The sequence below is a fragment of the Rhizobium sp. KDH_Rht_773_N genome, assembly GCF_052946295.1.
Genome location: NZ_CM129525.1, coordinates 128,288 through 148,034, shown reverse-complemented (window position 1 = coordinate 148,034; position 19,747 = coordinate 128,288). Strand labels below are relative to the sequence as shown.

Below are 19,747 nucleotides of genomic sequence, written 5' to 3'. Positions count from 1 at the left end.
CGGGCGCCACGGGCGCCCGTTTTCGTTCCGGCTGTCCGAATAGCCTTCACAGACTTCGCTTACGCTTGGGTAATAAAACTGTGCATGGCTGCATTTGTTTGATTCGCGCTGATTTTTTTCCCTCATGGGGTATTCTAAGGTCACGGTGATTCGGATGCATGCTCCACGCCGTCCGGTCGTTGTTTAAGGGATAACGGGGATAGATATGGCTCAGCCAGGTGTAGCGCGTGAACCGTCCATGGAAGAGATTCTGGCCTCCATTCGCCAGATCATCGAGAGCAATGAGCCAGGCGCCGGAAAGGCGATTTCCGCCTCGCTTCCTCCCGTCTACGGTGCGGAGGAAGAAAACGATTCCGAAATTCATCTGACGGTTGACGATACCTATGCCGGTGTCGAGTTCCCGGAGTCGCCGGCGCTGCGCCCTGATCCGCGTTTCGTCGCTGCCAATTCCGCCGGCACGGCACCCGAGCCGGAAATGCCGGCGCGCGCCATGTCGCTTGCCGACGTTGCAGCCCGCGTCCGTGCCGCTTCCGAGCGCAGCGCGGTGCAAACGCCCCGTGATATGCCCCAGCAGTTCCGCGAACCGGAGCCGCAATTCGAGCCGCGTGCAGCGGCCGCGTCGCGCCCGGTCGAGCCGGCCCAGGCGCCCCGCGTTGCCCCGATTGCCCCTGTTGCCCAATATGCGCCGGAGCCCGCGCCGGTCTTTGCCGAGCAGCGCCTGCCCGAGGTTCAGCAGCCTGCGATCGTAGAGGCGGCGTCTGTTTCTGTCGCCGCCCACCAGCCCGCCGAGGCCGCGCCCGCGCGCGCTGCGGAAGACATTCAGCCGTCTCTTCTGTCGCAGAACACCGGCCTGCAGGTCGCCCGCTCCTTCGAAGAGCTTGCCGCCGCCATCGACGGCGCTGCCGAGCGTCGCTCGCTCGACGAAATCGCCGAAGACATGCTTCGGCCGATGCTGCGCGAATGGCTCGACGACAACCTGCCGACGCTCGTCGAACGTCTCGTGCGGGAAGAAATCGAACGTGTGGCGCGCGGCCCGCGCCGCTGATCGGAACCGCTTTTTTACACAAGAGCCGCTCCGGTCTCCGGGGCGGCTTTTTTATTGACTTGGCCGTAGCCATCCTATTTACAAAACGCCCATCCTCGAACCTCGAATTGGTCAGAAAATGCTCGAAAAGACCTACGATTCCGCCGCCGTCGAACCGAAAATCGCCGCGAAATGGGATGAGGCGGATGCCTTCCGCGCCGGCGCCAACGCCAAGCCGGGTGCGGAAAGCTTCACCATCGTCATCCCGCCGCCGAATGTCACCGGTTCGCTGCACATGGGCCACGCGCTCAACAATACGCTGCAGGACATCATGGTGCGGTTCGAGCGCATGCGCGGCAAGGATGTGCTGTGGCAGCCGGGCATGGATCATGCCGGCATCGCCACGCAGATGGTTGTCGAGCGCAAGCTGATGGAACAGCAGCTTCCCGGCCGCCGCGACATGGGCCGCGATGCCTTCATCGAAAAGGTCTGGGAGTGGAAGGCTGAATCGGGCGGCCTGATCTTCAACCAGCTGAAGCGTCTCGGCGCGTCCTGCGACTGGTCGCGCGAGCGCTTCACCATGGACGAGGGCCTGTCCAAGGCCGTGCTCGAAGTTTTCGTCACGCTCTACAAGGAAGGCCTGATCTACAAGGACAAGCGCCTCGTCAACTGGGATCCGAAGCTGTTGACGGCAATCTCCGATCTCGAAGTCGAACAGCACGAGATCAAGGGCAATCTCTGGCACCTGCGTTATCCGCTGGAACCGGGTGTCACCTATCAGTATCCGGTCGCTTTCAACGAGGAAGGCAAGCCGACCGAATGGGAAACCCGCGACTATCTGGTCGTCGCCACCACCCGCCCGGAAACCATGCTTGGCGATACCGGCATTGCCGTCAATCCGCAGGACGAGCGTTACAAGTCGATTGTCGGCAAGCATGTCATTCTGCCGATCGTCGGCCGCCGCATTCCGATCGTTGCCGACAACTATGCCGATCCGACGGCCGGTACCGGCGCGGTCAAGATCACGCCGGCGCATGATTTCAACGACTTCGAAGTCGGCAAGCGGGCAGGTCTGCGCGCCATCAACATTATGAATATCGACGGCACGATCACCATCAAGGACAACGAGGATTTCCTCGAAGGCCTCGATCATCCGGCAGCGCTCCACGGCGCCTGGGATCGCCTTGAAGGGCAGGATCGTTTTCACGCCCGCAAGGTCATCGTCGAGATCTTCGAGGAAGCCGGCCTGCTCGACAAGATCGAGCCGCACAAGCACATGGTTCCGCATGGTGATCGCGGCGGTGTGCCGATCGAGCCGCGCCTGACCGAGCAATGGTATGTCGATGCCAAGACGCTGGCCGAGCCGGCGATCGCCTCCGTTCGCGAAGGCCGCACCAATTTCGTCCCGAAGAACTGGGAAAAGACCTACTACGAGTGGATGGAAAACATCCAGCCCTGGTGTGTCTCGCGCCAGCTCTGGTGGGGCCATCAGATCCCGGCCTGGTACGGCCCGGACGGGCAGGTCTTCGTCGAGAAGACCGAAGAAGAGGCTCTGCAGGCGGCTATCCAGCACTATCTTTCGCATGAAGGGCCGATGAAGGCCTTCGTTCAGGACAAGCTGGAAAACTTCCAGCCAGGCGAGATCCTGACACGCGACGAGGATGTGCTCGACACCTGGTTCTCTTCGGCGCTGTGGCCGTTCTCGACGCTCGGCTGGCCGGACAAGACGCCGGAGCTCGAGCGCTACTATCCGACCAGCGTTCTCGTCACCGGCTTCGATATCATCTTCTTCTGGGTCGCCCGCATGATGATGATGTCGCTGCACTTCATGAAGGATGAGGACGACAATCCGGTCGAGCCGTTCCACACCGTCTATGTTCATGCCCTGGTGCGCGACAAGAACGGTCAGAAGATGTCGAAGTCCAAGGGCAACGTCATCGATCCGCTGGAACTGATCGACGAATACGGTGCGGATGCGCTGCGATTCACCCTGGCGATCATGGCCGCGCAGGGCCGCGACGTGAAGCTCGACCCGGCCCGCATCGCCGGCTACCGCAATTTCGGCACCAAGCTCTGGAACGCCACGCGCTTTGCCGAAATGAACGGCGCAAAGAGCGATCCGCATTTTGTGCCGGAAGCCGCTGAACTGACCATCAACCGCTGGATCCTGACGGAGCTTGCCCGTGCGGAACGTGACGTAACGGAAGCGCTCGAAGCCTACCGTTTCAACGATGCTGCCGGCGCGCTCTACCGTTTCGTCTGGAACCAGTTCTGCGACTGGTATCTCGAACTCCTGAAGCCGGTCTTCAGCGGCGAGGATGAAGGCGCCAAGGCCGAAGCCCAGGCCTGCAGCGCCTATGTTCTGGAAGAGATCTACAAGCTGCTGCATCCCTTCATGCCCTTCATGACCGAAGAACTGTGGGCGCACACGGCAGGTGATGGCGCCGAACGCGACGGGCTGCTCTGCCACGCCGAGTGGCCGTCGCCGTCCTATGCCGACAATGCGGCGGCCGATGAGATCAACTGGCTCATCGACCTCGTTTCCGGCATCCGCTCCGTCCGCTCGGAAATGAACGTTCCGCCGTCGGCCACCGCGCCGCTCGTCGTCGTTGGTGCCAACAGCCTGACGCGCGAGCGCCTGTTCCGCCACGACGCGGCCATCAAGCGGCTGGCACGTGTCGAGGCCATTTCGCTTGCCGAATCCGCACCCAAGGGGGCCGCCCAGATCGTCGTGGGAGAGGCGACCGCATGCCTGCCGCTCGGCAACCTGATCGATCTTGCCGCCGAAAAGAGCCGTCTCGAAAAGGCGATTGCCAAGGCCGAAGGCGAAGTCGCGCGCATCGACGGCAAGCTGTCGAACGAGAAGTTCGTCGCCAACGCCAATCCGGAAGTGGTGGAGGCCGAGCGTGAGCGCCATGCGGAACTGACGAGCCAGATCGCAAGCCTGAGGACTGCTCTGGCGCGAGTTAGCGAAGCGGGATAATCGCGGCTGACGAGTATAACGTTTCTGGAGGCGCGTTCCGTTGGAGCGCGCCTTTTGCGTTAGAAAGTATGACGATTCCACGGAAAACGGGCCATTTTGCCGTTTCCGCCTGTGGATATCACCCGTTTGGGGGATGGCGTGCGCGAAAACTACCACTGTTGTCAGTTTGATACAGCTGCCACCCTTAGTGGAATGGGAATCTAACAGACCCCTAAAAATCAACAGATAGAAGAATAGAATTTTATCTATCTGATTTTTTGACGTGCCCGTCAATTCCTTACGTAAATTAGTCATGATGCAACTTCGCGACGCCGCCGGGCGTCTCGTTGCGATTTGTTAAGCTCCCTAGCACAGTGTGCCTACTTCAATTGCTTGAGTGGGGGAGACACAATGGCAGCGCGTATGTTTTCCAGGGGCGTAACATCGCTCATCATCCTTTCGGCAGTCGCCTCACCCTCCTTTGCGGGTGGTCTGGAGCGCGGCGGCTACAATATCGATCAGCTGTTCGATACCTCGCCCTTCTCGTTCCAATCGGGCGTTACCTATGTCATGCCCCAACGCAAGCTGAAGAACGCACAGGATGTCGATCCTTCGAATGGATTGGGCAATAACGGCCTTGGCGGCGGTTCGACTTCCGCAGACGAGACCGACGATTACGCCATTCCCTATGTTGGTATTAAAGGCGGCTACGGGCCGGTCGACTGCCTTGTCGACTATTCGCAGCCGTTCGGCGGCCATTCCGATCCAGGTGCGGGCTGGGTCGGTGCTCAGAGCAATATCGAAACGAAGATCACCACCGACAATTACGGCGCCACCTGCTCCTACAAGTTCGATGTAGGCCAGGGGCAATTGCGCATTATCGGTGGCGCCTTCTATCAGGAAGTGGAAGGTTTCAAAGAACGCTATGTGGCGAACCCGGCTCTTTTCGGCCCCGGCAACAGAACCGGGCGGCTGGACCTGAGTGATGAAAGCTGGGGCTGGCGGGCAGGTGTCTCTTATGAGATTCCCGAATACGCCTTCCGCGCGAGCCTCGTCTATAACAGCCGCGTCGATTACGACAATCTGACTGGCACAGTCGATCTTCGTCAGGTTCCTGCCGCGCTTGTGCCGCTATATGGCGGTGTCATTACCGATGTTTCCGGCGCTGCCCAGGCTCCGGATTCGCTCGAGTTTAAGCTGCAGTCGGGCATCGCTCCAGATTGGCTAGCATTTGGCTCGGTAAAATGGACGAACTGGAGTGTGCTGCAGTCTGTTCAGTTCTGCCCCACGAATACTCTCCTTCCGTGCCCAGCAGGTGGTCTGGCTTCGCTGGACCTTCACTATCGCGATGGCTGGACAATTACCGGAGGCATCGGTCACAAGTTTAATGATCAATGGGCCGGTGCTGTCAGCCTCACTTGGGATCGCGGTACCAGCCAGGGATACGGTTCCCAGACAGATAGCTGGACCATCGGCCTTGGTGCCGCCTATACGCCGACGGACAATATTGAATGGCGTCTGGCGGGCGCACTCGGCGTCCTGACAAGCGGATCGTCAGGAACCGTTGTTTCTGACGGCATTACCTACGGCGACGATGTCCATTATTCCTTCGGCAACGATCTGGTTGCCGCGCTGTCGACCAGCATAAAGGTCAAGTTTTAATTCCCTGCTTTGAAGAATTGAGGAGTCCGGCAGCGCCGGGCTCTTCTTTGTTGACCTCTCTTAATCATCCCATCTTCTCGTCTCGTTTTGTGACGATTCAGCAACACTTTTTTACGACGGTTCGCGTATGGTGGCGGCGGGGCGAATTTGTCCATTTCCCGCCACAAAGAGGGCGCAGCGCTATTGGCGGGCGAGGAGATGACAAGCGTAAGGTGTGCGTAAGCATTAGCATGGGTCGAATTTTTTCCGGCAACGCCAGATATCGCGGGAGCAGCGGCGAAAAGCCAGCGGCAGCGGCCGTTTCGCTTTTCGCCAAAGGCGTTTCCGGCCGGAAATCCACCCCTTCGGTAGTGTTGCAGATTTACTCGTTTCAATCATTTTCACTTCGCCGGAATGAGGCTTCGTCCTCCACGGACGGTAGCGATACCGGTTTGGTCACATTTGCTGTTTACGAAGACGATAAAGGCGGTCGGGTGAGGACTCGGATCGCGAGGAGAGTGCCACAGGCATCGCAGGTGGGCCGTGCCGGAAGCCGGATGGTTCACAAGGGTGTGCTGGTTTTGAAAGAGGGGCATGGGGCTGGAAGCGACGCGGGCAAAGGGGCCTTGGAGCCCGCCGCGGGATCGCTCGCCTGGAAGGAATGCATCCACGCGGGCAGAGCGGCCCAAAAAGCCGCCGCCAGGCGTCTGTGATGAACGAAAGAAACCGGTAAAGATGGTAACGTCCGAGTTCAGACTGTTCAAATTCACGCTGCTCAGCATGTCGATGGCCGTTTCGCTGGCCCTGGCCTGTCCGGTCCTGGCATTTGACATCAAGACGGGCGTGACGAAGGAATCGGGACCCTTCGATCTCTTCAAGTTCGGTTTCAAGGCTTACAAGAACGGTCAGAAGGAAGAGGCGGTAGAGGCCTATAAATACGCCGCCGAGAAGGGCCACACCGGTTCGCGCTGGGCGCTCGCCAACATGTATGCCGATGGCGACGGCGTGGCGCAGGACGATTTCGAAGCCTTCAAGATCTACAGCGAGATTGCCCAGCAGGGCGTGGAGCCCGGCTCGGAGGATACCGGCTTCTTCATCAACGCGCTGCTGTCGCTGGCCAACTACTACAAGCACGGCATTGCCGGCAGCCCGGTGAAGATCGACCTCAACCAGGCCCGGCAGCTCTATTTCCAGGTCGCTTCCACCTTCGGTGTTCCCGAGGCGCAGTTCCAGCTCGCGCAGATGATGCTCGCGGGCGAGGGCGGCAGCGCCAACATCAACCAGGCCAAGAAATGGCTCAATCAGGCCCGCAAGAGCGGCCATCCCGGCGCCATGGCGGTCTTCGGCAACATCCTCTTCGATGAGGGCCAGTCTGCCCGCGGTCTGGCGCTGATGACGGCCGCCCTCGACCGCTGCAAGCCGAAGGATTGCGGCTGGATGCAGTCGCTGCAGGAAGATGCCTTCTCCGTCGCCAGCGAAGCGGACCGGCGCACGGCCGTTTCCCTGTCGCATACGATTGCGAGCGGTTCTGACGACTGATTTCTAAATCTCAGGCGGCAAAATCGAAATAAGCCACGACCGGCACGTGGTCGGATGGCTTTTCCCAGGCGCGCACATGTTTTTCGATCGCCACCGAGGTCATGTGGTCGGCAGCCTCCGGCGATAGCATCAGATGGTCGATGCGGATGCCGTTGTTCTTCGGCCATGCGCCGGCCTGATAATCCCAGAAGGAATAGAGTGCCGTCGCATCGGTTGCCGAGCGCACGGCATCGACGAGGCCGAGGTTTTCCAGGCGGCGGAAGGATGCGCGCGTCTGCGGCAGGAAGAGCGCGTCGCTTGCCCAGACCTTCGGGTCGAAGCAGTCATGCGGCTCGGGAATGACGTTATAATCACCGGCGAGGATAAGAATTTCCTCGTATTCGAGGCGTTCCGTCGCGAATTTGCGCAGACGTTCCATCCAGGCGAGCTTGTAGGGATACTTTTCCGTTTCCGGCGGGTTGCCGTTCGGCAGGTAAAGGCAGCAGACGCGTGCCACCTTGTTGCCGGGGAGGGAGAAGACGGCTTCGAGGAATCGCGCCTGCTCATCGAGCGGATCGCCCGGCAGGCCGCGATTGACTTCGGAAGGCGAGCTCTTGGAAAGAATGGCGACGCCGTTGAAGCCCTTCTGCCCGTGCGTTTCCACATGGTAGCCGAGTGCTTCGATTTCGAGACGCGGAAAGCCTTCGTCGACCGTCTTGATTTCCTGCAGGCAGACGATGTCAGGATTGGAATCTTTCAGCCATTGCGTGAGATTATCGATGCGCGCCTTGACGCCGTTGATGTTCCAGGTCGCGATCTTCATGGCTCTGTCCTGTGTCTGTCCGGAATGTCCTTCTATCGCGCTCCGGCGCCGGCGGACAAGACGGGAAACCGGCCGGAAGGCAATCTTCGGCCGGTTATCGGTGGAAAGCAGGTATCGCGTCAGATTGCGAAGCTGGTGCCGCAGCCGCAGCTTGCCACCGCATTCGGATTCTTGATCTGGAAGGACTGGCCGAGCAGGTTGTCGACGAAATCGATCTCGGAGCCGGCCATATAGACCAGCGAGAGGCTGTCGATCAGCACCTTGGCGTCGTTCTTTTCGACGATGACATCGTCCTCGGCGGCAGCGTCCACGAGATCGAACTTGTAGGAAAAGCCGGAACAGCCGCCGCCTTCCACGGAGACGCGCAAGGCGCTCTTGCCGGGATCGCTGCCGACTATGGCGGCAATACGCTTTGCCGCGGCATCGGAAAGGGTTACATTCGCTTCAGTCATTTTTCCTCCTGCCGGGGTCAAGATCCGGAGAGAATCCGATTTGCACGTTTGATGTTCAAACGCATGATATCAAAGAAACTTATCATGATCCTTCCGTAAAGGACAGGATTTGGCGAAGCGGTCGACAAAGCGCCTCTTTGCCGTTTCTGCAAGCTATAGGTATGAAGAGCGGAAAGCGGCGTCAATGGGCAAGGCCGCAACGCGTTGGTGACGGTGAAGAATGAGCTTCGACAGGCATGCATTGGGTTTCGGTTATGGCGAACGCGCGGTCTATGCGGCGGATCCGTGGAATTCGCGCGGGCGTCTCTATCCGGAAAGCGGCAGCCCGACGCGTTCCGATTTCCAGCGCGACCGTGACCGCATCGTCCATACGACGGCCTTTCGCCGGCTGAAACACAAGACTCAGGTTTTTATCGCCCAGGACGGCGACCATTACCGCACGCGCCTGACACATACGATCGAGGTGGCGCAGATTGCCCGCGCGCTCGCCCGCGCCCTGAAGGCCGATGAGGATCTCGCCGAGGGTGTGGCGCTCGTCCACGATTTCGGCCACACCCCCTTCGGCCATACCGGCGAGGATGCGCTGCATGAGGAACTGCTGCCCTATGGCGGCTTCGATCACAATGCCCAATCCTTGCGCATCGTCACCAAGCTCGAGCGGCGTTATGCCGAATTCGACGGCATCAACCTGACCTGGGAAAGCCTGGAAGGCCTCGTCAAGCACAACGGACCGCTGCTGACGGCCGATGGTGTGGGCACGCGCGGACCGGTGCCCCAGCCGATTCTCGACTATTGCGAGCTGCACGATCTGGAGCTTGCGAGCTATGCGAGCCTGGAGGCCCAGGTGGCGGCAATTGCCGATGACATCGCCTACAATACCCATGACATCGACGACGGCCTGCGCTCGGGCTACCTGAATTTCGAGATGCTGGAGGAGATTCCCTTCCTCGCCGGACTGATGGCCGAGGTGAGGGAGCGTTACCCGCATCTGGAGCCGAGTCGCTTCACGCATGAGATCATGCGCCGCCAGATCACGCGCATGGTCGAGGATGTGATCGGTGTGGCGCAGAAGCGCCTTGCGGCGCTGCAGCCGCAAAGCGCCGACGATATCCGCAGGGCGGATCACGTGATTGCGACCTTTTCGGATGAGATGGCCGAAACCGACATGCAGATCAAGGCGATGCTCTTCAAGCGCATCTACCGCAATGCCGATATCATGCGCATCCGCGCCGGTGCCGCCCAGATCGTCAAGGATCTCTTCGGCGCCTATATGGCCAATCCCAAGGAGATGCAGAGCCATTACTGGGTAGACCATATCGCCGGCCTTTCGGATGCGCCCAAGGCGCGGCATGTCGGCGATTATCTGGCCGGCATGACGGATACCTATGCCATCAGTGCCCACAGGCGATTGTTTGACCACACTCCGGATTTGCGATAGGCAGCGGGCGCCCGGCAGCCGCCGGCAAACCTGTTGGCACAGCCTGTGCATGGAAGAGTGCGATGAACCTTTTTACCGATTTTGAAGCCAGGATTAAAAACGCCCTTGAACAGCTCGATCTGGTCAAGGAAAAGCGATCCGAGCTCGATTTCGGCCGCATTGCCGTCGAGCCGCCGCGCGATGCGAGCCACGGCGATGTCGCGACCAACGCCGCCATGGTGCTTGCCAAGCCACTTGGCACCAATCCGCGTGCGCTTGCCGAAATCATCATCGCCAAGCTGCAGGAAGACGCCGATGTCGCCGAGGTCTCGGTCGCCGGCCCCGGTTTCATCAACATCCGGCTCTCCGTCGGTTACTGGCAGCGCCTGCTTGCCTCTATGATCCAGTCGGGCACCGCTTACGGCCGCTCGGGCCTGGGGCAGGGCAGGAAGGTCAATGTCGAATATGTCTCGGCCAATCCGACCGGCCCCATGCATGTCGGCCATTGCCGTGGCGCCGTCGTCGGCGATGCGCTGGCGAACCTGCTTGCCTTTGCCGGCTATGATGTCGTCAAGGAATATTACATCAACGACGCCGGTTCGCAGATCGACGTGCTCGCCCGCTCCGTCTTCCTGCGTTACCGCGAAGCGCTCGGCGAAAAGATCGGCGAAATCCCGTCCGGCCTCTATCCCGGCGACTATCTGGTCCCGGTCGGGGAATCGCTTGCCGGCGAATATGGCGTGCGCCTGCACAACATGCCGGAAGAGCAGTGGATGCCGATCGTCAAGGATCGGGCGATCGAGATGATGATGGCGATGATCCGCGAGGATCTTGCCGCCCTCAACGTCCATCACGACATCTTCTTCTCGGAGCGTACGCTGCATGCCAATGGCGCGGCCGCCATCCGCACCGCCATCAACGATCTGACCTTCAAGGGCTATGTCTACAAGGGCACGCTGCCGCCGCCGAAGGGCCAGTTGCCCGAGGACTGGGAAGACCGCGAGCAGACGCTTTTCCGCTCGACCGAGGTCGGTGACGACATCGACCGTCCGCTCATCAAGTCGGACGGCTCCTATACCTATTTCGCCGCTGACGTGGCCTATTTCAAGAACAAGTTCGACCGCGGCTTCGACGAGATGATCTATGTGCTCGGCGCCGATCACGGCGGCTACGTGAAGCGGCTGGAGGCTGTCGCGCGCGGCGTTTCCGACGGTAAGGCCAAGCTGACCGTGCTGCTCTGCCAGCTCGTCAAGCTCTTCCGCAATGGTGAGCCGGTTAAGATGTCGAAGCGTTCGGGCGATTTTGTCACATTGCGCGACGTGGTTGATGAAGTCGGGCGTGATTCGGTCCGCTTCATGATGCTTTACCGCAAGAATTCCGAACCGTTGGACTTCGATTTCGCAAAAGTAACGGAGCAATCGAAAGATAATCCGGTCTTTTACGTGCAGTATGCGCATGCCCGCTGCATGTCCGTCTTCCGGCAGGCGAAGGAAGCCTTCCCCGATCTTGCCCCGACGCCCGAGCTTTTGGCGCAATCCGTTGCAGGCATTACGGATTCGGCCGAATTGCAGCTCATTGCCAAGGCCGCGGAATTCCCGCGCGTCGTCGAAAGCGCGGCCCAGTCCCAGGAGCCGCATCGCATCGCTTTTTACCTCTATGATCTTGCCAGCGCCTTCCACGCCCACTGGAACAAAGGTAAAGATCAGACCGAATTACGATTTGTTAACGATAAGAACCGAGAATCGAGTATTGCCAGACTTGGGCTGGTGTACGCCGTCGCGTCGGTTTTGAAGTCGGGACTTGCCATTACGGGCACTGCCGCACCGGACGAAATGCGATAACGTCACCATTTCCCCACAATGCGCTGGCATTGAAGTGTTTGCGTTTTTGAGTGGGATGGGCATGGCTGATAAACGACTTGCGTATGATACGCGTGGAAAAGACGATATGTTTGCCGACGACGATCCGTTGGCAGAACTCGCTCGTATCGTCGGCTTTGAGCCTCGTGTTGCCGCCAATACCGTAAGTGATCCCGAACGACAGGAGCCCGCCCTCGATCTCGAGGACGAGCTTTTGCGCGAGTTCGAGCGTTACGATGCGCCGCGTCCCCTGGCTGCCCTCGATCATCCGGCTGAGCAGGTCGCTCAGGATGGTGATGCTTACGACTATGTCGAGCCGGTTCAGGAAGATGTGCCCTCCATCGGCGAAGAGCTCGTCCCTTCGGTTCTGGCCCATTTCGAGACGCCTGTCGTCGAGCCCGTATTTCCTGAAGAGGTTGCTGCCGCTCCCGAGGTGGCTGCGCCGGAACCGGTTGCCGCCGAATGGGAGGCGCCTGCCGCCGCCGGCTGGGCTCCGGCTCCCTCGAAGCCTGTCGCCGTTTCCGCGGAGCCTCCGGTGACTTTCACGGCCTATGGTGGTGCTCGCGACCTGATCGAGGAGCTGGAGCTTTCGATCGGCAGCGCTCTTCCTGCCGCTCCGGTCGTCCAGCCGCCGGCGAAGGCGCCGCAGTGGTCGGCCGCCAGCATTCGCCTGCCGCTTGCCAATTTTCATGCGCCGCGTCGCGAAGAGCCGGTTCTTTCGGAGCCGGTCGCCGAACTGCCGGTTGCCGAGGTGCCCGTTGTTGAGCCGGCTCAGTCTGCGGTGGAAACCTTCGCCGTCGCCGACGCGTTTGTGGCCGAGCCGGAATTGACGGTCGAGCCCGAGCTTGTTGCGCCTGATGTGGCTGAAGAGGCTCCGGCTGTTGCTGCGGTTGAAGCGGCGGATTTCGAGCCGGCTGCGGCCTCCTTCGGTTTCCCGGCCGAGATTGACCGCCACGAAGACATCGCCCGTCCGCAAGAGCCCGTCGCAACCCTTGATGATGTCGCTGCTTTGGAGAAGCCGTCCGAGCCCGACAATGCCGGTTTCGATCTGCTTGCGGCTGCCGCCGAAGGCGATGTTCACGCCGATGCGGCCCTGACGGAAGCGCCGCCGGAGCCGGTCTTCGATGCGGATGCCTTCGATCTCGACGATCTCCTGGCGGACGTATCGCGTTATCCGGTGCCGCAGCGTGCCGCTGCCCCCATCGTATCGGAGCCTGTTGCCGCCGCGCCCGAGCCTGCTGCGCCGCAGCCGGCCGCGCCTGTTTTCCAGGCGCCCGTCTTTGAGGCCCCCGTGTTCGAGGCACCCGTGTTCGAAGCGCCTGTCGCTCGCGCGCCTGCGCAGCCGACGGTGATCGCGCCGGTGCCGATGAGCCGTGCGACGCCGGTTCTTCGCCAGCCGGAAGCACCGAGGCCCGTCGTTCGCGAACCGGTCGAGCCGGTCTCGCAGCCTATTGCGCCCGCACCTGTCGTCGCGCGTCAGCCGGAGCCGGAAGCCGAAGACCCCTTTGCCGGCCATGATTTCGAGCTGGACCTTGCCGGCATCGAGCTGGAACTCGCCGATCTCGACTTTTCCGAACCGGCTCCGCAGCCGAAGCCCGAGCCCGCGCGTGCTGCGGCACCCGTGGCTGCGGCGCAGCCTGCTCCGCGTCCGCAGCCTGCGCCGGTTTTCGCGCCGGAGCCGCAGCCTGCTCCGGTGAGCCGCGCCAAGCCGGCGCCGGCAGGCGAAACCACCGACGACCTGCCCTTCGACCCCTCGATGATCTCCGATCCGGAAGATCGTCCGGAAACGGTCGAGGACATGCATGTCCCGACGCTGCCGCCTGTCGAGCACCCGGAACCGGTCGCCAAGACCGCCGATTTCGATTTCGATCTCGATGCCGAGATCGCAAGCTTCTTCGAGCCTGCCAAGCGGCAGGAGAAGGCGCCGGCTGCCCCTGCCTGGGCGCCCCCGGCTGCTGCTGCAACGGCCGCCGCTGCGGCCAAGCCGGCGGGCAACGCCTTCGCCGACGGTCTTGATGATTTCGAACGCGCGCTGGAGGAGGATTTCCGCCGCAGCGTCCGTGAGCCGGTCGAGCGCCGCGAAAATGTTTCCGAAGTCCATATCGAATCCGCAAGCCAGACGGCGGATTTCAATCGCGCCCGCTCCATGCGCCGTCTCCTCGCGGCGGCCGCCATGCTGGTCGTCTTTGCCGGCGGCGCTTACGGCGTCTACAGCTGGCTGTCCAACGGTCCCGGCCTCGGCATCGTCGGCTCGGGCGAGCCGCGCGTCATTGCCGCCGATAAGGACCCGGTCAAGGTCGTGCCCGAAAATCCGGGCGGCAAGACCGTGCCGAACCAGGACAAGGCCGTCTATGACCGCGTTGCGGGTGCTGCCGAAGAGCCGAAGCAGAAGGCTCTCGTCTCCTCCGACGAACAGCCGGTCGATGTCGTCCAGCGAACCCTGACGCCGGAAGTCTCGCCCGATGACGATGAGGGCGGCGCCGATCCGGTTCTGCCGACCGCCGTCGGCGAGACGCAGGATCCGCGCCTGCTGCCTGACCACAATGCGACCGCGGATGCCTCCGCTGCCGATGACGGTGCCGCATCGTCCGTTTCTCCGCGCAAGGTCCGCACGATGATCGTCAAGCCGGATGGCACGCTTGTTGCCCGCGAAGAGCCGGCGCCTGCCGGGCAATCCGCACCGGCCGACGAAGTCGCTTCGGCCGCGCCTGCAGGTCAGCCTGCCGCAACACCGTCTGCCGTAAGCTTCCCGGCCAGCGCCGGCAATCAGAACGGCAATCAGGCTGCGTCCTCGGCGCTTCCCTCTGCCGAAACGGCACCTGCGGCCGAGCCGGCTCAGACCGCGGCCAAGGCGGCCGAAGTGAACGCCGCCAACGCCGGCCAGGTCGATCCGCCGGTTCGCGAAGTCGCGACGACTGCGATCACCGATGCCGCATCCACATCCGCTGCGCCGACGGATACGGCACCCGTGCCGATCGCCCGTCCGGCCGAGCAGCCCGTCAATGTCGTCGGCACCGTAACGGAAAACGGCAATGTTCGCCCGACAGCCCCGCAGAAACCGACCCAGGTTGCCTCTGCGCCGGCCGCCGCCGCCCAGCCGGCACAGCAGGCTCCGGCCGCCGCAAGCGGTGGCTACGGCATCCAGATCGCATCCTTGCCGTCGGAGGATGAAGCGAAGAAGTCCTATGCCAGCCTGTCGAAGAAATTCGCAGGCGTGCTCGGTGGCCGTGCCTATGAAATCCGCAAGGCCGATATTGCCGGCAAGGGCACGTTCTACCGCGTCCGTATCCCGGCCGGTTCCAAGGATGAAGCTGCCGCGCTTTGCGAGCAGTATCGCGCGGCCGGCGGAAGCTGCCTCATCTCGCGCTGAGCTTTCTCGACTGTCTGATCGGAGCGGCGGGCCTGTCCCGCCGTTCTTTTTTGTGGGATCGCGCTTGACCTCGCTCGCAATTCGCCGTGCGGCCCTTATGATTCGGGTATGAGCGAATCAAAAGCAATGATCCTTGGCTGCAGCGGCCTCACGCTGACCGACGAAGAGAGGGCCTTCTACAGGGCGGAGCGCCCGTGGGGCTTCATTCTCTTCGGGCGAAACATTTCCGAAGCGCCGCAGATCGCCGATCTCGTTGCCGAGCTGCGTGAATGCGTCGGCTGGCATGCGCCGGTGCTGATCGATCAGGAGGGTGGCCGCGTCCAGCGTATCCGCCCGCCGATCCTGCAGCACTATCCGCCGGGGCAGGCGCTCGGCGATCTCTATCGCCGCGACCGTGCCCTTGGCCTGCGCGCCGCCTGGCTGATGTCGCGCCTGCATGCCTTCGATCTGCGGAGGTTCGGCATCAATGTCGATTGCCTGCCGGTGCTCGACGTTCCGGTCGAAGGCAGCAGCAATGTCATTGGCAACAGAGCCTATGGCGGCGATCCCGCAACCGTCACGGCGATGGGACGGGCGGCCGCGGAGGGCTTGAAAGCCGGCGGCCTGCTGCCGGTCATGAAGCACATGCCGGGCCACGGGCGCGGTTTTGCGGATTCGCATCTCGAGCTGCCCGTCGTCACCGTCTCTCGCGAGGAATTGCAGGCGCATGACTTCCCGCCCTTCGTCGCCATGAAGGATGAGCTGATGGCGATGACCTGCCATGTCGTCTTTACGGCCATCGATCCGGACAATCCGGCGACGACCTCCCGCAAGGTGATCGATCAGGTGATCCGCACCGAGATCGGCTTCCAGGGGTTGCTGCTTTCCGACGATACGTCGATGAATGCGCTTTCGGGCACGATCGGCGAACGTGCTGCGAATATCATTGCAGGCGGCTGCGATATCGTGCTGCATTGCAACGGCCATATGGACGAGATGCGTGAGGTCGTGGCAAATGTTCCGCCGCTGACGGGTGCTGCCCGAAAGCGGGCACGGATCGTCGAGGACGGGTTCCCGGCGCCGGACGCGACGGACGAGGCGGCGATAAGGGCAGAATTCGACGCCATGTTTGCAACGGCGTGACGGCGGCCGGAAAGGCAGGGTCAGGGTGAACACGATCAAGGGCACAGAGCGGTCAAAGGCAGCGTCCACGCCGATGGACAAGCTGTGGCAGGAGAACGGCTCGGAACGTGCCACCCATGAACCCGCGCTCGTGATCGATGTCGCCGGCTTCGAAGGCCCCCTCGACCTGCTGCTTTACCTTGCCCGCAACCAGAAGGTCGATCTGTCGCGCATTTCCGTCCTTGCCCTTGCCGAGCAATATCTGCAGTTCATCGAAAGCGCGCGGCGTATCCGCATCGAGCTTGCCGCCGATTATCTTGTGATGGCCGCCTGGCTTGCCTACCTGAAATCGCGGCTGCTGATCCCGCAGCAGGCCAAGGACGACGGCCCCTCGGGCGAGGAGATGGCCGCGACGCTGGCCTTCCGCCTCAAGCGGCTGGAAGCGATGCGTCAGGTGGCCGACGGCCTCGTCAATCGCAACCGGCTCGGACGCGACATTTTCGCCCGCGGTGCGCCTGAACACATCCCGGCCCGCCACCAGTCCGATTATGACGCCAATCTCTACGATCTCCTGAGTGCCTACGCGGCCTTGCGCCAGCGCCATGCGATCACGCAGGTGACGATCGAGCGGCGCAATGTCTGGTCGCTGACCGATGCCCGCGAACTGCTGACCCAGATGATCGGCGACATCGTCGATTGGACCGCGCTCGAACAATACCTGCTGCGCTACCTTGCAAGCCCTGCCGAGCGCGTTACCGCCGTCGCCAGCGCCTTTGCCGCTTCGCTTGAGCTGGTGCGCGAAGGCAAGCTCGAAATCCGCCAGGACGGCGCCTTCCAGCCGATCTATATGCGTCGCGGCCCGAAACATGCCACCTTGCAGGTGGTCGAACAGGAGCAGTCGGATTGATCGACGTGCGAGACGATGATTTCGAGGGCGAGGACGAGGAAGGCGAGGGCGAGGGCATTGCCCGCGATCTGCAGGCCGAGATAGAGGCGGAGCGCATAGCCGAAGCTTTGGTTTTCGCCTCCGCCCAGCCTGTATCGGAAGCTTTCATCACCGATCGCCTGCCGAAAGGATTCGACGCGCACACGGTCATGCTGCGCCTGAAGGACCAGTACGCGCCGCGCGGCGTCAATCTCGTGCAGGTCGACGATGCCTGGGCCTTCCGCACGGCTGCCGATCTCTCCTTCGTCATCCGCCGTGACGAAAACGAGGTGAAGAAGCTTTCCCGCGCCGCCCTCGAAGTGCTGGCGATCATTGCCTATCACCAGCCGGTGACGCGCGCCGAAATCGAGGATATCAGAGGCGTCCAGACTTCGCGCGGCACGCTTGACGTGCTGATGGAGGCGGGCTGGGTGCGTTTCCGCGGCCGTCGCCGCACGCCGGGCCGGCCCGTTACGCTCGGCACGACGCGGGATTTCCTCGACCATTTCGGCCTTGAGGAACTGCGTGACCTGCCGGGCCTCGAAGAACTCAAGGGCGCCGGCCTGCTCTCCGGCCGCATCCCCGCCAATTTCAACATACCGTCCCCCCTCATGAACGACGAACTGACCGAGGACGAGGATCCGATTACACAACTGGACCTTGAAGAGCTTGGACTGCTCGCCCCGGGCGGTGCCGCGGAAGACTAGCGAAGGTTGGTCTTGCTTTTGCCATGCGCGCGCAAAACAATGTCAATCACTACTTTTCGATGGATGAATGGCTTGTCACAAAGGCCGATACCGTGACATTAAGCTCAATCCAGAAGGATTGATGTTGGAAACCGTATCGGAAATTCTTACATCGAGGGAACACCGCAACAGGGAGTATGCGTAATGGGTTCTTTTAGCATGTGGCACTGGCTGATCGTCCTGGTCATCGTGCTGTTGTTGTTCGGTCGCGGCAAGATCCCGGAACTGATGGGCGACGTTGCCAAGGGCATCAAGAGCTTCAAGAAGGGCATGAACGACGAGGACGCGCCGGAAGCCGCAAAGACCGTCGATCACAAGGCCGACGAAACGAAATAACCACGTACGGGAAAGGGCGCAGCCCCCGCGCCGCCCGTTCAGGAGCCTTGCATGTTCGATATTGGCTGGACCGAGCTCTTGGTTATCGCGGTCGTTCTGATCGTGGTTGTCGGTCCGAAGGATCTGCCGCCGATGCTGCGCGCTTTCGGCAAGATGACGGCACGTGCCCGCAAGGTGGCGGGCGAGTTTCGCGCGCAATTCGACGAAGCGCTGCGCGAAGCCGAACTTGACGACGTGCGCCGCACGATCAGCGACGCCCAGCAGCTCAATCCGGTCAACAGCCTGCGCGAGGCGATGAACCCGCTGCGCCAGATGGGCAACGAGATCAAGGCCGATCTGCAGAACGCGACAAGGGTCGACAAGCCGGCAGAGCAGGCCGCGCAGAACAAGACGGAAGTCCCGCCCGCGGACGTATCGGCGCCGGCGCCGTCTCTGAGCCTGCCGGAAACGCCGCCGGTCGTGCCCGCGCCGCAGCCGGTCGCCGCCGCAACCGTCGCGCCCGTTGCCGTGGCGGAAAAGCCGAAGCCCGTGCGCAAGCCGCGCGTGAAGGCGGCGGACAAGGCCGATGCCGCCGCACTGGTGGCCGCGCCGGCCGAAAAGCCGAAGCGGGTCGCTGCGGCCAGGAAGCCGACCGAAGTCAAAAAGCCGGCGGCCAAAAAGAAGAAGGATGAGGCATGAGCGGTGATATCGAAGACAAGCCGCAGCCGTTGATCGAGCACCTGATGGAGCTGCGCACGCGGCTGATCTGGTCGATCGGCGCGTTCTTCCTCGCCTTTATCGCGTGCTTCATCTTTGCCAAGCACATCTTCAACTACCTCGTCTATCCCTACAAGCTGGCTGTCAGCTGGGCGCATCTCGATGTCGACAAGGCACAGCTGATCTATACGGCGCCGCAGGAATTCTTCTTCACGCAGGTCAAGGTCGCCATGTTCGGCGGTCTTGTCATCGCGTTCCCGATCATTGCCGCGCAGATCTACAAGTTCGTGGCGCCCGGCCTCTACAAGAACGAACGTCAGGCCTTCCTGCCGTTCCTGATCGCCTCGCCGATCCTGTTCCTCATGGGCGGTGCGCTGGTCTATTTCTTCTTCACGCCCATGGTCATGTGGTTCTTCCTGTCCATGCAGCAGGCGCCCGGCCATGATGAAGTGGCGATCTCGCTTCTGCCGAAGGTTTCGGAATATCTGAGCCTGATCATGACGCTGGTCTTCTCCTTCGGCCTCGTCTTCCAGCTGCCGGTCATCACCACGCTTCTGGCCCGCGTCGGCCTTCTGACGTCGCAGTGGCTCGCCGAAAAGCGCAAGTTCGCGATCGTGCTTGCCTTCGTGGTCGCCGCGGTGCTGACGCCGCCCGATCCCATGTCCCAGATCGGTCTTGCGCTGCCGACGATCCTTCTCTACGAGATTTCCATCTACGCGGCACGACTCGTGGAGCGTCAGCGTTCCAAACAGGCGCTTGAAGAGGCCAGTGAATCCTCCGAGGTCGCCAAGACGGACAGCGTCTGAGCGCGTCACGACATTTCTCCGAGTTCTGCCGTTTCCCATCCGGTCGGGTTTTTCCCGACCGGTTCATGTCT

General features: G+C 61.7%; 15 protein-coding genes. 13 read left to right on the top strand and 2 right to left on the bottom strand.

Features of this window, described 5'->3' with window-relative positions; all coding sequences use genetic code 11:
- The first annotated feature begins 205 nt into the window (after positions 1-205).
- The 4 genes from ACU8HS_RS00760 to exoR all read left to right on the top strand — a co-directional run bounded on the left by ACU8HS_RS00760 (position 206) and on the right by exoR (position 7,166).
- Positions 206-1,045, top strand: coding sequence for a DUF2497 domain-containing protein (locus ACU8HS_RS00760; protein WP_447015228.1), 840 nt, complete (start codon positions 206-208; stop codon positions 1,043-1,045).
- Between the two features lie 118 nt (positions 1,046-1,163).
- Entirely contained in the window at positions 1,164-4,007 is a 2,844-nt protein-coding gene (locus ACU8HS_RS00755) for a valine--tRNA ligase (RefSeq protein ID WP_112758189.1), read from the top strand.
- A gap of 390 nt (positions 4,008-4,397) precedes the next feature.
- Positions 4,398-5,648, top strand: coding sequence for an OmpP1/FadL family transporter (locus tag ACU8HS_RS00750; RefSeq protein WP_447015227.1), 1,251 nt, complete (start codon positions 4,398-4,400; stop codon positions 5,646-5,648).
- A 714-nt stretch (positions 5,649-6,362) separates the two neighbouring features.
- Positions 6,363-7,166 carry an exopolysaccharide production regulator ExoR gene (gene exoR, locus ACU8HS_RS00745; protein ID WP_112568231.1) on the top strand — a complete coding sequence of 268 codons (804 nt, stop codon included), beginning with the start codon at positions 6,363-6,365 and terminating at the stop codon, positions 7,164-7,166.
- 10 nt (positions 7,167-7,176) lie between these two features.
- Here exoR and xth read toward each other — a convergent pair whose 3' ends face one another.
- The gene (gene xth / locus ACU8HS_RS00740) at positions 7,177-7,968 is read right to left on the bottom strand and encodes an exodeoxyribonuclease III (RefSeq protein ID WP_112568229.1); all 792 of its coding nucleotides are present in this window, start codon (positions 7,966-7,968) and stop codon (positions 7,177-7,179) included.
- 119 nt (positions 7,969-8,087) lie between these two features.
- Complete coding sequence (gene erpA, locus ACU8HS_RS00735; protein ID WP_112568227.1) at positions 8,088-8,420, bottom strand: iron-sulfur cluster insertion protein ErpA; 333 nt, start codon at positions 8,418-8,420, stop codon at positions 8,088-8,090.
- 220 nt (positions 8,421-8,640) lie between these two features.
- Here erpA and ACU8HS_RS00730 point away from each other — a divergent pair, with 220 nt between their 5' ends.
- From ACU8HS_RS00730 to tatC, 9 genes are all read left to right on the top strand, one after another.
- Positions 8,641-9,858 carry a deoxyguanosinetriphosphate triphosphohydrolase gene (locus ACU8HS_RS00730; protein ID WP_112758186.1) on the top strand — a complete coding sequence of 406 codons (1,218 nt, stop codon included), beginning with the start codon at positions 8,641-8,643 and terminating at the stop codon, positions 9,856-9,858.
- A gap of 62 nt (positions 9,859-9,920) precedes the next feature.
- On the top strand, positions 9,921-11,678 hold the full coding sequence (gene argS, locus ACU8HS_RS00725; protein ID WP_112568223.1) for an arginine--tRNA ligase: 1,758 nt from the start codon (positions 9,921-9,923) through the stop codon (positions 11,676-11,678).
- A gap of 61 nt (positions 11,679-11,739) precedes the next feature.
- Positions 11,740-15,066, top strand: a complete 3,327-nt coding sequence (locus ACU8HS_RS00720) for an SPOR domain-containing protein (protein ID WP_447015226.1) — start codon at positions 11,740-11,742, stop codon at positions 15,064-15,066.
- Positions 15,067-15,174: 108 nt separating this feature from the next.
- Entirely contained in the window at positions 15,175-16,188 is a 1,014-nt protein-coding gene (gene nagZ, locus ACU8HS_RS00715; RefSeq protein WP_112758184.1) for a beta-N-acetylhexosaminidase, read from the top strand.
- Positions 16,189-16,213: 25 nt separating this feature from the next.
- Positions 16,214-17,074 carry a segregation and condensation protein A gene (locus ACU8HS_RS00710; protein ID WP_447015225.1) on the top strand — a complete coding sequence of 287 codons (861 nt, stop codon included), beginning with the start codon at positions 16,214-16,216 and terminating at the stop codon, positions 17,072-17,074.
- Positions 17,075-17,079: 5 nt separating this feature from the next.
- Positions 17,080-17,799 (top strand): SMC-Scp complex subunit ScpB, encoded by a 720-nt coding sequence (gene scpB, locus ACU8HS_RS00705; protein WP_447015935.1) that lies wholly within the window; start codon positions 17,080-17,082, stop codon positions 17,797-17,799.
- A 183-nt stretch (positions 17,800-17,982) separates the two neighbouring features.
- Positions 17,983-18,174 carry a twin-arginine translocase TatA/TatE family subunit gene (locus ACU8HS_RS00700; protein ID WP_112568217.1) on the top strand — a complete coding sequence of 64 codons (192 nt, stop codon included), beginning with the start codon at positions 17,983-17,985 and terminating at the stop codon, positions 18,172-18,174.
- 51 nt (positions 18,175-18,225) lie between these two features.
- Positions 18,226-18,852, top strand: coding sequence for a Sec-independent protein translocase protein TatB (tatB, locus tag ACU8HS_RS00695; RefSeq protein WP_112758182.1), 627 nt, complete (start codon positions 18,226-18,228; stop codon positions 18,850-18,852).
- On the top strand, positions 18,849-19,676 hold the full coding sequence (tatC, locus tag ACU8HS_RS00690) for a twin-arginine translocase subunit TatC (protein WP_112568213.1): 828 nt from the start codon (positions 18,849-18,851) through the stop codon (positions 19,674-19,676). Before tatB ends, tatC begins: the two co-directional genes overlap by 4 nt.
- Positions 19,677-19,747 lie beyond the last annotated feature (71 nt).

Excerpts from the sequence above, each read along its gene's own strand:
- ACU8HS_RS00760 (WP_447015228.1), top strand. The coding sequence starts at position 206 with ATGGCTCAGCCAGGTGTAGCGCGTGAACCGTCCATGGAAGAGATTCTG.
- ACU8HS_RS00755 (WP_112758189.1), top strand. The coding sequence starts at position 1,164 with ATGCTCGAAAAGACCTACGATTCCGCCGCCGTCGAACCGAAAATCGCC.
- ACU8HS_RS00750 (WP_447015227.1), top strand. The coding sequence starts at position 4,398 with ATGGCAGCGCGTATGTTTTCCAGGGGCGTAACATCGCTCATCATCCTT.
- exoR (WP_112568231.1), top strand. The coding sequence starts at position 6,363 with ATGGTAACGTCCGAGTTCAGACTGTTCAAATTCACGCTGCTCAGCATG.
- xth (WP_112568229.1), bottom strand. The coding sequence starts at position 7,968 with ATGAAGATCGCGACCTGGAACATCAACGGCGTCAAGGCGCGCATCGAT.
- erpA (WP_112568227.1), bottom strand. The coding sequence starts at position 8,420 with ATGACTGAAGCGAATGTAACCCTTTCCGATGCCGCGGCAAAGCGTATT.
- ACU8HS_RS00730 (WP_112758186.1), top strand. The coding sequence starts at position 8,641 with ATGAGCTTCGACAGGCATGCATTGGGTTTCGGTTATGGCGAACGCGCG.
- argS (WP_112568223.1), top strand. The coding sequence starts at position 9,921 with ATGAACCTTTTTACCGATTTTGAAGCCAGGATTAAAAACGCCCTTGAA.
- ACU8HS_RS00720 (WP_447015226.1), top strand. The coding sequence starts at position 11,740 with ATGGCTGATAAACGACTTGCGTATGATACGCGTGGAAAAGACGATATG.
- nagZ (WP_112758184.1), top strand. The coding sequence starts at position 15,175 with ATGAGCGAATCAAAAGCAATGATCCTTGGCTGCAGCGGCCTCACGCTG.
- ACU8HS_RS00700 (WP_112568217.1), top strand. The coding sequence starts at position 17,983 with ATGGGTTCTTTTAGCATGTGGCACTGGCTGATCGTCCTGGTCATCGTG.
- tatB (WP_112758182.1), top strand. The coding sequence starts at position 18,226 with ATGTTCGATATTGGCTGGACCGAGCTCTTGGTTATCGCGGTCGTTCTG.
- tatC (WP_112568213.1), top strand. The coding sequence starts at position 18,849 with ATGAGCGGTGATATCGAAGACAAGCCGCAGCCGTTGATCGAGCACCTG.